15 protein-coding genes and 1 riboswitch are annotated in these 12,166 nt (G+C 43.8%); of the genes, 7 read left to right on the plus strand and 8 right to left on the minus strand.

What is annotated here, in order from left to right:
- Nucleotides 1-17: 17 nt before the first annotated feature.
- Nucleotides 18-710, plus strand: a complete 693-nt coding sequence (locus CA600_RS01650) for a pseudouridine synthase (RefSeq protein WP_094868599.1) — start codon at nt 18-20, stop codon at nt 708-710.
- Here the strand turns inward: CA600_RS01650 and thiE are convergent.
- The 6 genes from thiE to CA600_RS01680 are packed head-to-tail and all read right to left on the minus strand — an operon-like array spanning nt 691 to nt 5,699.
- Complete coding sequence (thiE, locus tag CA600_RS01655; RefSeq protein ID WP_094868600.1) at nt 691-1,356, minus strand: thiamine phosphate synthase; 666 nt, start codon at nt 1,354-1,356, stop codon at nt 691-693. The genes CA600_RS01650 and thiE overlap by 20 nt on opposite strands.
- Entirely contained in the window at nt 1,337-2,167 is an 831-nt protein-coding gene (gene thiD / locus CA600_RS01660) for a bifunctional hydroxymethylpyrimidine kinase/phosphomethylpyrimidine kinase (protein ID WP_094868601.1), read from the minus strand. The genes thiE and thiD overlap by 20 nt, the downstream gene beginning before the upstream one ends.
- Nucleotides 2,168-2,188: 21 nt before the next feature.
- On the minus strand, nt 2,189-2,983 hold the full coding sequence (thiM, locus tag CA600_RS01665; protein WP_094868602.1) for a hydroxyethylthiazole kinase: 795 nt from the start codon (nt 2,981-2,983) through the stop codon (nt 2,189-2,191).
- 40 nt (nt 2,984-3,023) lie between these two features.
- Complete coding sequence (locus tag CA600_RS01670; protein WP_094868603.1) at nt 3,024-4,058, minus strand: ABC transporter substrate-binding protein; 1,035 nt, start codon at nt 4,056-4,058, stop codon at nt 3,024-3,026.
- A complete protein-coding gene (locus tag CA600_RS01675; RefSeq protein ID WP_179281486.1) occupies nt 4,055-4,828 on the minus strand; it encodes an ABC transporter permease in 774 nt (257 codons plus the stop codon). The genes CA600_RS01670 and CA600_RS01675 overlap by 4 nt, the downstream gene beginning before the upstream one ends.
- Nucleotides 4,809-5,699, minus strand: a complete 891-nt coding sequence (locus tag CA600_RS01680) for an ABC transporter ATP-binding protein (RefSeq protein WP_256989681.1) — start codon at nt 5,697-5,699, stop codon at nt 4,809-4,811. The genes CA600_RS01675 and CA600_RS01680 overlap by 20 nt, the downstream gene beginning before the upstream one ends.
- Before the next feature lie 39 nt (nt 5,700-5,738).
- Nucleotides 5,739-5,842: riboswitch (TPP riboswitch) on the minus strand.
- Between the two features lie 223 nt (nt 5,843-6,065).
- Here CA600_RS01680 and CA600_RS01685 point away from each other — a divergent pair.
- The 3 genes from CA600_RS01685 to CA600_RS01695 are packed head-to-tail and all read left to right on the plus strand — an operon-like array spanning nt 6,066 to nt 8,389.
- Nucleotides 6,066-6,902 (plus strand): amino acid ABC transporter substrate-binding protein, encoded by an 837-nt coding sequence (locus CA600_RS01685; protein WP_094868604.1) that lies wholly within the window; start codon nt 6,066-6,068, stop codon nt 6,900-6,902.
- Between the two features lie 51 nt (nt 6,903-6,953).
- Nucleotides 6,954-7,622, plus strand: coding sequence for an amino acid ABC transporter permease (locus CA600_RS01690; RefSeq protein ID WP_094868605.1), 669 nt, complete (start codon nt 6,954-6,956; stop codon nt 7,620-7,622).
- Between the two features lie 14 nt (nt 7,623-7,636).
- On the plus strand, nt 7,637-8,389 hold the full coding sequence (locus CA600_RS01695; protein WP_094868606.1) for an amino acid ABC transporter ATP-binding protein: 753 nt from the start codon (nt 7,637-7,639) through the stop codon (nt 8,387-8,389).
- A gap of 93 nt (nt 8,390-8,482) precedes the next feature.
- On the opposite strand, the gene CA600_RS01700 is transcribed toward CA600_RS01695, so the two are convergent.
- Nucleotides 8,483-9,145, minus strand: coding sequence for an S-layer homology domain-containing protein (locus CA600_RS01700; RefSeq protein ID WP_094868607.1), 663 nt, complete (start codon nt 9,143-9,145; stop codon nt 8,483-8,485).
- A gap of 322 nt (nt 9,146-9,467) precedes the next feature.
- Here CA600_RS01700 and CA600_RS01705 point away from each other — a divergent pair, with 322 nt between their 5' ends.
- Nucleotides 9,468-9,941, plus strand: a complete 474-nt coding sequence (locus CA600_RS01705; protein WP_094868664.1) for a Fur family transcriptional regulator — start codon at nt 9,468-9,470, stop codon at nt 9,939-9,941.
- A gap of 368 nt (nt 9,942-10,309) precedes the next feature.
- On the opposite strand, the gene CA600_RS01710 is transcribed toward CA600_RS01705, so the two are convergent.
- Nucleotides 10,310-10,990, minus strand: coding sequence for a TIGR00266 family protein (locus CA600_RS01710; protein ID WP_042187527.1), 681 nt, complete (start codon nt 10,988-10,990; stop codon nt 10,310-10,312).
- A 145-nt stretch (nt 10,991-11,135) separates the two neighbouring features.
- Here CA600_RS01710 and CA600_RS01715 point away from each other — a divergent pair, with 145 nt between their 5' ends.
- Entirely contained in the window at nt 11,136-11,342 is a 207-nt protein-coding gene (locus tag CA600_RS01715) for a hypothetical protein (protein ID WP_094868608.1), read from the plus strand.
- A 61-nt stretch (nt 11,343-11,403) separates the two neighbouring features.
- Nucleotides 11,404-12,135 (plus strand): class I SAM-dependent methyltransferase, encoded by a 732-nt coding sequence (locus CA600_RS01720; RefSeq protein WP_094868609.1) that lies wholly within the window; start codon nt 11,404-11,406, stop codon nt 12,133-12,135.
- Nucleotides 12,136-12,166 lie beyond the last annotated feature (31 nt).

Below are 12,166 nucleotides of genomic sequence, written 5' to 3' on the forward strand. Positions count from 1 at the left end.
TAGAAAGTAGGTTCATTGTGAGAATCGATAAATATATAAGCGAGACTGGCTTTTGTTCCAGAAGAGAAACGAAACGGCTAATTGCCGCTGGCCGAATCGCGGTTAATGGAGTTGTCTGTGAGGCGAATAATCTTATAGAGCCAGAGGATATTGTATCCGTAGATGGAGAGCCCATAACGACTAGTAAAGGGGAGCTGGTATATCTCGCGCTGAACAAGCCAATCGGGATTACCTGTACCGCAGCCCCTGATGTGGCTGGGAATATTATAGATTTTGTAGGATATCCTTCACGAATCTTTGCAATCGGGAGATTAGATAAACACTCGGAAGGTCTCATTTTATTAACGAACGATGGAGATATCGTAAACAAAATGATGCGTTCCGAAAATGGGCATGAGAAAGAATACGTGGTTACCGTAGATAAGCCAGTGACGCCAGAATTCTTACATGAAATGTCTAGCGGTGTGGACATACTTGGGGTCACAACGAAACCTTGCGAAGTGTACCCGATCGCTGATGATGAGTTTAGAATTATCCTAACTCAAGGCCTTAATCTGCAAATACGCAGAATGTGCAAGGAGTTAGGATATAGAGTACTTAAACTAGAACGAATAAGAATCATGAATATTACACTTGATAGTTTGGAGCGAGGACAATGGCGTCATTTGAGCGGAGAAGAGCTGAGTGAGCTTATGTTCCTCTTAAATTAACTTCTTGAACAAATCCTCTGGCGGCTAAGGTGATGTCTTCAGCGCCCGCAATAGCTGATATAACGGAGATACCGTCCGCACCCGCAGCTAGTACTGGTGCTGCATTGTGCACTGTGATTCCTCCTATGCCGACTAAAGGAACCGTAATGCCGCTGTTTCGTATTTCCTCAATGACTAATGTGCTTCGAACGGCTTGGGCATCGTCCTTGGAAGAGGTAGGATAAATAGGTCCAATCCCTAGATAATCAGCTCCATCTGCAATGGCCTGCTGGGCTTCGGCGAGCGAATGAGCAGATACACCAACGATCTTGTCCTCCCCAAGCAGCTGCCTGATTGCTAGCGTGGGGGTGTCATCTTGTCCAACATGAATGCCGTCCGCATCAAGGGCGATGGCTAGATCAATATCGTCATTAACGATAAAAGGGACTCCGTTAGCACGACATATCTTTTGAAGCCGTCTTCCTAAATTAAATCTAACCTCTGCAGTTAATGCCCCTGTACCTTTTTCACGAAATTGGAACATTGTTATGCCTCCAGCAACGGCTTCTTTTAATACCTTGGCTGGGGATTTAAGGCAATTCACACTGCCCATAATGAAATAGACTTTTAATAAATTACGTAGTTGATCACTGTCTATTTGCTTCAAGGTTCATCCCTCGCAATCTATTCTGATATGCAAAATGATTCGTAGGTCCATGTCCAGCCCCAATGCCCAGCTCATCTTCAATCGCCGCTTGTATAAAAGCTTTGGCGGTTTGAATGGCCTCAGCAACGGATTTGCCTTTGGCTAGCTCAGCAGTAATTGCTGCTGAATAGGTGCAGCCAGTGCCATGGGTATGTTTAGTCTGAATCCGAGTACTCTCCATATAGATAAACTCTTGACCATCATATAGAAGATCGACAACCGCTGTAGTTGAGGTATCATGCCCACCTTTTAGCACTACATAGTCAGAGCCCATGGAATGAATGATTTTAGCCGCTTCTTTACGTTCTTCGATGGTGGTGATGCTTCGGTTAGTAATCATTTCGGCCTCTGGAATATTGGGCGTCGTCACCAATGCTAAGGGCAGCAGATGGCTGATTAAGGAGTGAACAGCTTCCTGCCGGAGCAAGGTAGAGCCACCTTTAGCAACCATTACAGGATCAACTACAAGATTATGCCAGTCATATTGCTGGATCTTCTCTGCTACGATACAAATGATGTCACTGTTAAATAGCATCCCAGTCTTCACGGCCTCAGGCTTCAAATCAATTCCAATGGAATCAAGCTGTTGCGTAATAGCTTCCAGTGTCAACGGAAATACGCCCTGAACTCCTAGTGTGTTTTGGGCTGTCACAGCTGTGAGTGCGGACATGCCATATACAGAAAGCTCTTGAAAGGTTTTTAGATCTGCCTGGATGCCAGCGCCACCACCGCTATCCGAGCCGGCTATAGTTAAAGCTTTGGATATAGTCATTCTGTTCACTCCTTAGGGTTGTTATCTGAGTTGTTTAATTTTTGATTTATCTTTGTAAGTTTCAGCTGTGAGCAAGCTCAATTGATTTAGAAACTCGATTTGAAAGCTCCCCGGACCTTGTCCAGCCGTTAGTTCAGCGGCGATTTCAGCAGCCACTCCATAGAAGGAGAGAGCTTCAACTGCTGCTTCAAGAGATGCTCCTTCACTTACCGCAAGAAATGCACCGACTACTGCACTTAGCAAACAACCGGTTCCCGTTACTTTTGTTAGAATAGGGTGACCATTGCTGGCAATGTAGGTGTTATCTCCATTTGTGATGACATCATCTTTTCCGGTGATGATAACCACACAATCTAACTTCCGCGCAGCAGTCTCAGCCAAGACGACGACATCGCCCTCACCTTCACCAGCATCCACCCCTTTGATAGACCAGCTCTCACCAATGACATTGGCAACTTCAGCCACATTGCCACGTAGAGCGGTAATTTGCATCTCATTCACAAGCTTTTGAGTGACAGCTGTTCGATAAGCAGTGGCTCCCGCACCCACTGGATCAAGAACTAAGGGAACGCCGTGCTTATTCGCAGATTGTCCCGCGAGCACCATAGATTGAATGGCGTAGTCATTCAGTGTGCCGATATTCAGAACTACGGCAGATGAAAATGCGGCGATATCTGCCACTTCTTCGTGAGCATCCGCCATAAAGGGGGAGGCTCCAAGCGCTAAAAGACCGTTGGCTGAAAAATTCGCTACCACGATATTGGTGATATTGTGGATCAAGGGATTGAATTCCCGTACTTTGGATAGATAACACATGATAATTCCTCCTCAAGTTTTATGGGCGAATAGCTAATGTTTAAAGATTAATAAAAGCATCCTCAGCTTTGATGTCAGTAGACAGTAAATCATTGTCTGATAGCCACTGTCGTACCTTCTCCCAAGACGCGGGTTCTTGATATCCAAAATCTTGGTCACCCGCATACATTAGCGGTAGTAGAATAGCCAGACTCTTCTCTTCAATTTGCTTATCAAGTGGAGAGGTCTCATCTTCGTGTGCAAGCAGCAAATTCAACGCTTTTTCCGGATTCTCCTGCACAAATTGTTGTCCTTTAGTAATTGCATTTAGAAACTTTTTGAAATAGGACTCAGAATTTTGTATTCCTTGATCACTGGCGACAAGTACTAGCTCGTAATAATCAGGGACACCGTAATCCGTGGGGTTGAACGAGTTCACGGAATGTCCTTCTTTTTCCAAGATTAATTGTTCGTGGTTAATGAACCCTCCCATAATGGCATCCACTTGCCCCGTCGCAATCGCCGGAATAAGGTCAAAGCCTACGTCGATTAATTTGCTGGCCTTAGGGTCACCCCCATCGTTTTGGATCATCGTACGAATCATGGCTTCATAAAGAGGAATGGAAGAATATCCAATCTGTTTACCTGTGAGGTCTTTGGGACTATGAATGTCTCCAGTCTGAGGTACCATTAAATGATTAAGCGGATGTCTCACAATCGCAGCAATCGAACGTACTGGAATGTTCTCACTGCGTGCCATTAGCACCTGAGGCTGATAACTAAGCGCTAAATCGATTTGATTCGCTGCTACAAGTTTCAGTGCGTCATTGCTGTCTGCGGGCATTTGGATCTCTACGTCCAGACCTTCCTCTTGGAAATAACCATTCTGCTCAGCTGCATATAAAAAAGAGTGAACGGCATTGGGATACCAATCGAGCATAATCGTCAGCTTGTGCGTTTGTTTAATTTCGTTATTAGATGAATTAGCAGGAGTATTGCTTACATTGGATGCTTTTCCGCAGCTGGTGAAGATTAGGACTGAACATATGAGAAATACGGGAATAAGCCATTTTCTTTGGAAATTCAAATCATTCATTGTTTAGATCCTCTTTTCTTTAAAAATAATGGTTCGAGCAGAGCTATCATTAGAAACAACACTATACCAAGCGCGGATAACAGAAATACAGCGGCGAACATTTCGGCACTTTGCAAATTTCCGGCCATCCTTCGGCTAAAGTAACCGAGTCCTTTGCTGCCGCCGAGCCATTCGCCGATGGTCGCTCCAATCACGGAGTACACAATGGATAGCTTTAGTCCTGAGAAAAAGGAGGGCAGCGCCAGCGGGATTTGGGTTTTAACGAGCAGTTGCCAGCGGTTGGCGCCAAATGTTAACAATAAGTCTTTGTAGGCTTGACCACTTGTACGAAGTCCGTCATATGTACTCACAACGACTGGAAAAAAAGCAGTTAGAAACACAACAGCCACTTTGCTCCATAGCGTATACCCGAACCACATAATAAAAATGGGGGATAGCGCGATTAACGGAATCGTCTGACTGATAATAAGGAACGGATAGATGGCCTTTTCAAGGGGACGAAACAAGTACATTCCGGTGCCCAGCAGTGCACCACAAATAACTGAGAGAACAAAGCCTACCCATATTTCCTGCAATGTGGCCAATAAATGCGGTCTGAGTAATTGCCTGTGTTCGATCAATGCGATGCCTATTGAAGAAGGTGCAGGTAGGATAAAGGCTGGAATCAAGTGAAGACGAACAGCTGACTCCCAGATCACAAGAATGAACAACAGCAGTAGAATGAAGGGAACGTAATTGTTTACATATTTTTTAAAAGGTATGGGCTGCATACAGTCTCCGCTCCAACTCTTCCCGTAACGCTATAAACCGGGGTTCATAGTTCATCTTGTAATGTCTTGGCCTCGGTAAATCAACGACAATCTCCTGGATTTCGCTATGGATTCCTCCAGACAATAAATAAATCCGATCGCTTAGTAATAGCGCTTCCTCTAGATCATGGGTGATGAGCATCACTGTTTGACCCAGCTCATCCCAAAGCTCCAATAGCCAACGGTGTATCTCACGTTTGGTCATAGCATCGAGCGCTCCAAACGGCTCATCTAGCAGCATAAGACCGGTCCCGCCACCAGCTACAAGCGTTCGTAGAAATGCGACTCGCTGTTTCATGCCACCCGACAGCTCATGGGGATATGCCCTCTCTACATCGGCTAAACCGAAACGTGAAAGCATTTCTTGAATGCGAGAGATCGTCTGTTGTTTGCTAAACGTTGGTTTAATCTCCCAGGGCAAAAGACAGTTGTCGAGCACGGTTCTCCAAGGCAACAGCAAATCCTGCTGAGGCATGTAAGCGATCTGACCTAAGCGAGTAGAGGATGACGGGTTCGAATGAATTATTATTTGCCCGTGAGTGGGTTCGAGCAAGCCTGCTATAGTTTTGAAAAGCGTGCTTTTTCCGCATCCGCTAGCCCCAATGACCGAGACAAACTCTCCTCTGCTGATATCTAAGGATAGATCTGCAAATACAGGGGGGTGTTCAGATTCCGGAAAAGAGTAGGTTAAGCCTTGAATGGATAGGATTGTCGTGATGATCGAACCTCCTAAACGTTTTGTGATGGATAAACTTCTTGTATGCTTAAGTTTTGTGATTGATTGTAAACAAATAAAGACCCATTCATTTCCGAAGGGAAATAAATGGGTCAAAAAGTTCATTCTGCATAGGAACACTAAAATGCATGGGATGAAAATTCTGCTCCACTTCCCTCCGCTGGTATGATCCAGATCAGGTTCCAAGGGTCCGGAGCTTGAAGCTCCGTCTCAGTCGGCCGACTCCCCTAGTGAAATAACAGGTCCATATTTAATTTGTTTATAAATATACCATATCTTTCTGAGATGTAAAGAGAGGATCTTGTGAAGGATTATTCTAAGAATGGGTAATATAAGGGTAGAGATTTACCTAATATTACAATTCCGATGTATATAATCGGAAAAAATCATTGACGGTATACAGCGGCCAGTGTAGTATACAATTTACCGGATGAATTCCGGGTAAAGAGAGGGGAATTAATTATGAAAAAACTAAGTTTAACTATTCTATTGGCGTTAACCGTGGTGTTTGTAGCGGCCTGCGGCAATAATTCGAATACCGGTACGTCTAAGAATTCTTCAGCTGGAACGAATGCTGGAAATACAGCCACTGCACAAAACAGTCTGGAAGCTGTTAAAGCTAGCGGCAAATTGCGTATAGGAACAGAAGGGACCTATGCACCCTTTACTTATCATGACGCTTCGGGCAAACTGACCGGCTTTGATGTAGAAATTGCTGAGGAAGTAGCGAAGCGTCTCGGTGTTGAACCAGAGTTTTTTGAGACACAGTGGGACGGTATTTTTGCTGGGATGGATGCCAAGCGGTTTGATGTTATTTTTAACGAAGTATCCATTAATGAAGATCGTAAAGTGAAATATGATTTCTCCGAACCGTATATCGTATCTAAAGCGGTATTGATAGTGAGTGAAAACAATGAGGATATCAAAACCTTTGCAGATCTTAAGGGGAAAAAAGCCGGACAATCTCTGACCAGTAACCTGTCTGATATCGCCCGTGAGAACGGGGCTGAAATTGTAGCTACAGATGGCTTCAATCAAGCGATGGACCTATTGACCTCAGGCCGTATTGATGCGACTGTAAATGATGGTTTGTCTTATCTAGACCTGAAAAAGCAAAAGCCTGATGTAAAAATTAAAGTAGTAGATGAGATTCCAGACGGTTCACAAAGCGCAGCTGTTTTCTTAAAAGGCAACGAAGAGTTGGTAAAAGCAGTTAGTGATGCAATTGTTGAAATGAAGAGCGATGGCACGTACTTAAAGATTTCTGAGAAATACTTTGGTGCTGACGTTTCAAAATAATTCAAGGGTTCAGAAGCTAACCAGCTTGGAGCCAAAAAAGGATGTCTAAAAATGGATGACCGCAAAATACAAATTTTCTTAGATTCACTGCTACCCCTGCTAAAAGCTGGGGTGGCTTTTACCATTCCATTGGCATTGATATCATTTGCACTGGGAATGATCTTAGCGATATTGACAGCACTGGCTCGTCTCTCCCCGTGGATACTTCCGAAGCTAATCGCCCGCTTTTATGTATGGGTCATTCGTGGAACCCCATTGTTAGTACAACTGTTTATTATTTTTTATGGTTTGCCGGCAGTGGGAATTGTGCTCGACCCTTTCATAGCCGCGACCATTGGATTTACGCTTAGTGTAGGGGCTTATTCATCGGAAATCATCCGTGCGGCTATTCTGTCGATACATAAAGGTCAGTGGGAAGCGGCTTTCTCCGTTGGGATGACTCGTACCCAGGCACTGCGCCGCATTATTCTGCCACAAGCTGCCCGTGTTTCTGTACCGCCGTTATCGAATTCCTTTATTAGCTTAGTCAAAGACACTTCATTGGCAGCAATCATTACCTATACGGAGATGTTTAGAACTGCGCAGCAGGTAGCTTCTACAACGTATGAGCCTCTGCTGGTGTATACGGAAGCCGGATTATTCTACTTATTGTTCTGCTCTGTGTTGTCAGCACTGCAAAACTACTTGGAGAAACGACTGAGTCGTTACTCTGCGAGCTAAAGGGGGAGACAATTATGATTGAAATACTTAATTTGCATAAATCCTTCGGTGAGCTGCAGGTATTAAAGGGCATTGATCTGGAAATGGAGCATGGCAAGGTGCTGGTCATTATTGGCCCATCGGGTTCAGGCAAAACAACGCTTTTACGCTGCTTTAATCTGCTTGAAGTCCCTGATCAAGGAAGCTTATCGCTCAGTGATATTAAAATTAATTTCACGGATAACAAGAAAATCCCCCAGAAGTCCATTTTGGCGTTACGTCAAAAAACAGGGATGGTCTTTCAGTCCTATAATCTTTTTCCGCATATGACGGCACTAGGCAATGTAATGGAGGGGCAGGTGACGGTCCAGAAGCGATCCAAGGACGAAGCACGCGAACGTGCCCTTAAGTTATTAACTAAAGTTGGCTTGGCGGACAAAGCGGATGCTTATCCGCATCAACTGTCAGGTGGTCAGCAGCAACGGGTAGCTATCGCTCGTGCCATGGCAGTAGATCCAGAGGTGCTGTTGTTCGATGAGCCAACCTCTGCGCTTGATCCTGAGTTGGTGGGGGAAGTGCTTAAGGTTATAAAACAGTTAGCGGCAGAGGGGATGACCATGGTGATAGTGACCCATGAGATGAAATTTGCTGCTGATGTGGCTGACCGGATCATTCTGATGGATGGAGGCCATATTCTAGAGCAAGGGACTCCGCAAGAAGTTCTTGAGCATCCGCAGCATCCTCGTGCGCTGCAATTTCTGAACAGAATTAGTGGAGAAGAGATATAGAAGAAGATTAAGTCGCAAAAAAGAGCAGTTCAGGAACATTCCTGGACTGCTTTTTCGTGTGTTCAATCAGATCAGTTGAATGCCGCTTATCGGTTAGGATTTCAGACCGGTCTTCAGGAATTCCAAAGCATTATAGAGCATAATCGCAGCTTCGGAGCGAGTGATTTCACTTTTCGGATTAAACTTCCCATTGGCGTCTAAACTATTGATCTTGTATTTAAGCGAACGTTGAATGCTGCCTTGGTAAGAAGGATTCAGCGCAGCATCGTCAGCGATATCTACGGGCACTATATTAATCATCGGCAGATTCCCAATGCCTTCGACCCCTTGCACTAGATAATTGGTGAACTCTTCTTTGGTTATTGTTTTGGTTGGATCAATATCCTTAGGAAGCTCGACATGATTATAATACGCATTGATAAAGGCTTCAGCGTACCAAGCTTTATCCTTGACTTTCGTGAACAAGCCACTAGCAACGGGAGCTTTGTTGAAATCAATAGCCGCAAGACTAAGCTGGAGACCACCCGAAATGAACTGGATCCCTTGTGCTGTTGTAACTTTGGAGCTGGGCAAGAATTGGGATTCACTAACCCCTTTGATCAAGCCTTGATTTTTTAAAGAAATAATTTTTTCTTTCCCGTTTATATTGTCAATATCCTTAAAGGTGTTTCCGGCTGCAAATATTTGGCCACCCAAAGAGCAGGAGAGAATCGTAACGGTTGTAATCGCGGCTAATGTTCTTTTTTTCATATTCATGTTTATTTCACCTCGTTGTAAGGATAGGCCTCGTGGCCGCTATCAACTCCTTTAACGCAGAAAAATATGGAAAGGTTGCGGTCAAACCTACAATATTTCACGAAAAAGTAGATTTTGGTAGAAAAATAGGCAGGAAAAGGTGAAAGAAACTTTGGATAAGAGAGCTAAAATGTTATAATGATGTCAGGCTCTATTCATTCGTGACTAATTTTGATATGATTATATCGTAACGATTACTATTTACGTTTTATATTTTGATGCATAAATGGGTGCGTCTCAGTGGATACGGATGTTAAATCATTCCGGGAAGGTAGGAAATCAAATGGATCAAATTTCAAATATCAGTCAGCTTTTTGCGGCGCAAAAATATAAATTAACGCCCCAGCGTGAGGCCATAGTGAACATATTGCTCGACAATGAGAAAGATCATCTCAGCGTAGAAGAAGTATATATGCTTGTTAAGCTCAGCTATCCGCATTTAGGGCTGGCAACGGTATACCGTACACTTGAGCTCTTATGCGAGCTTCACATTGTAGAAAAGATGAACTTCGGAGATGGAGTCGCTCGTTACGATCTGCGGGGGAATGATCATTCTCACATGCATCATCATTTGATATGCAGCGTGTGTGGCAGGTTGGAGGAAATTAAGGATGACTGGCTAGTGGAGCTGGAGAAAAGAGTGGAACGTGAATACGGCTTTAACGTCACGGATCACCGCCTTGATTTCAAAGGCACTTATGACACATGTAAACGAACAGGCTGTAAAAAAGAAAAAGCAAACAAAGCGGTTTCTTAAGCCGCTTTCTAACTAAAAGGAGAAGCTGTCTCAGAAGTAGTGAATACTGCTTAGAGGGCAGCTTCTTTTTTGGAAAGTAATTAGGGAAAAACTCCGTCTAAAGTAGTGATAATTGGCCAATATGAATGGAAATGGGGAAATCCTCCCTATAAATCGGCGGAAAATCTATATTTCACAACAAATCAGTTGAATTATAGGGAGAGTTTCCCTAATTAGTATTCAAATGCGCAGAAATTTCTGAGTTATAGGGAGATATTCCTTAATTCGCACGCAAAGCAGCGCTTCTTAAAAACCGGAGAAGCGCTATGTTGCGTTTGAAACAGTTAAAAGAAAGAAATCCTGCTTTTTGGGAAAGCCTATGTCATTTTTTAGCTTCGAGTGGGTACGAAGGATTTAATCCACGTTCCGAAGCTCCCAGGGTTACGGCTCTGAACAAGGATTACACCTTCTCCGCGGAATCGGCAGACAAGCGCTTCACCACTGGTTAAACTGTTCAACCAACCCGAGGCTGCTTTTTCTACCTTATAGTCCATATAATCTGGCCAAGCGACGAGATGTCCATTGTCGATAATCATCTCTTCACCTGGTGCTAAATTAATGGCGTGGATCGCTCCGAAGGAGGACAGGAATACCGTTCCTCTGCCGCTGATTTCTACAATGAAGAAGCCTTCGCCAGAGAAAAGTCCGCGTGTTAAATTTTGCATTTTGGTATTTACTTGAATGCCTTCCGTTCCGGCTAAGAATCCGTCTTTTTGAACTAACAGCTTATAAGAACCATCTAATTCGATAGCTTGGATATCACCTAATGATCCTGGAGACAGTAGGACCTCACTTTGACCACGGATAGCTCTGAGTTCCTGGAAGAAGAATTTTTCACCGCTCAGCATTCTTCCCAGACCCCGCATCACGCCTCCATCAGCCGTTCCTTTTAACTCTACGTTAGGAGACATGGCAACCATTGCGCCCATCTCAGCTTTAACACTTTCGCCGGGGTCCAAATATACCTTCAACATTGCAAAAGCACCCTCGTACAAAACATCGTATTTCATCACTAATAACCTCCGAATCTATTTAGATAAGTTAGAAAACAAGCAGTGATCTCATTGTAACGGAATTCTGGCTGCGCTCATAGTCTGTATTATGTTAAACTATAGCTGTCTGATAGTTCATCAATGAATAGGAGAGTGGTGCCACATGGCACGAACCAAGACTCAAAAAGCCTTGTTAAAGGCAGAGCGCTCAGGTATCTGGTGCGCAGCTCAAAGCCGAAGATCCAATAGGGATTATAGCGCCATTTCACAGCATGTAAGGTTAATGCCGAGCAAGCAGCAGCAACTGAATAAGAATAAATATAAGGAGCGGATCTTCCAAGATGATGCTCCTTTTTGTTTGGCCATTTGAAATGAATATATCACTAAGAATATACTGATTGAATACATAAAGGATAGGAGATGTGTAACTAATGAAACAAAATAAATACGACGATACGAATTTCTTCTCAGCCTATAAACAAATGCCTCGTTCCATTGGCGGGCTTAAAGCAGCTGGAGAATGGCATGTATTACAACCTCTGATCCCAGACTTACATAATAAAAGTGTTCTTGATTTAGGCTGCGGGTTTGGCTGGCATTGTTTATATGCACGCGAGCAGCAGGCAAGCTCAGTCGTTGGCGTAGATATCTCTGAAAAAATGCTTCAAGAAGCGCGTGGAAAAACAGACGATCCAGCTATTTCTTATATCCAGATGCCGATTGAGGATATTGAATTTGCGAGCGAACAATTTGATATGGTCATTAGTTCATTGGCCATGCATTATGTAGCGTCCTTTGAAGCCATCTGTCGCAAGGTTCATGCTTACCTTAAGCCAGGCGGCAGTTTTATATTTTCAGTGGAGCATCCCATCTTTACTTCTCGAAATGAACAGGACTGGTATGTGGATGACCAAGGCAATCGTCTCCATTGGCCTGTAGATCATTATCAGTCTGAGGGATTGCGTGAAACGACATTCTTAACAGAAAATGTGATTAAATATCATCGCACAATCTCAACCTATTTCAATGACTTGATTGGAGCCGGGTTTGCTATCAAAGCAGTTAAAGAGCCTAAGCCTTCTGATGAGATGAGCAATGATCCGTGGATGAAGGACGAGGATCGCAGACCGATGTTCCTGATTATTTCAGCTCAAAAAGAATAATTATCTCATTAACATGCCTATGCTTTGAATA

Origin of the sequence: Paenibacillus sp. VTT E-133280 (assembly GCF_002264385.1) — a bacterium.
GTDB classification, from domain to species: domain Bacteria; phylum Bacillota; class Bacilli; order Paenibacillales; family Paenibacillaceae; genus Paenibacillus_AQ; species Paenibacillus_AQ nitricinens.

Coding starts and splice junctions, on each gene's coding strand:
- thiD (WP_094868601.1), bottom strand. CDS start 2,167: ATGACTATATCCAAAGCTTTAACTATAGCCGGCTCGGATAGCGGTGGT.
- thiM (WP_094868602.1), bottom strand. CDS start 2,983: ATGTGTTATCTATCCAAAGTACGGGAATTCAATCCCTTGATCCACAAT.
- CA600_RS01670 (WP_094868603.1), bottom strand. CDS start 4,058: ATGAATGATTTGAATTTCCAAAGAAAATGGCTTATTCCCGTATTTCTC.
- CA600_RS01675 (WP_179281486.1), bottom strand. CDS start 4,828: ATGCAGCCCATACCTTTTAAAAAATATGTAAACAATTACGTTCCCTTC.
- CA600_RS01685 (WP_094868604.1), top strand. CDS start 6,066: ATGAAAAAACTAAGTTTAACTATTCTATTGGCGTTAACCGTGGTGTTT.
- CA600_RS01690 (WP_094868605.1), top strand. CDS start 6,954: ATGGATGACCGCAAAATACAAATTTTCTTAGATTCACTGCTACCCCTG.
- CA600_RS01695 (WP_094868606.1), top strand. CDS start 7,637: ATGATTGAAATACTTAATTTGCATAAATCCTTCGGTGAGCTGCAGGTA.
- CA600_RS01700 (WP_094868607.1), bottom strand. CDS start 9,145: ATGAATATGAAAAAAAGAACATTAGCCGCGATTACAACCGTTACGATT.
- CA600_RS01705 (WP_094868664.1), top strand. CDS start 9,468: ATGGATCAAATTTCAAATATCAGTCAGCTTTTTGCGGCGCAAAAATAT.
- CA600_RS01710 (WP_042187527.1), bottom strand. CDS start 10,990: ATGAAATACGATGTTTTGTACGAGGGTGCTTTTGCAATGTTGAAGGTA.
- CA600_RS01715 (WP_094868608.1), top strand. CDS start 11,136: ATGGCACGAACCAAGACTCAAAAAGCCTTGTTAAAGGCAGAGCGCTCA.
- CA600_RS01720 (WP_094868609.1), top strand. CDS start 11,404: ATGAAACAAAATAAATACGACGATACGAATTTCTTCTCAGCCTATAAA.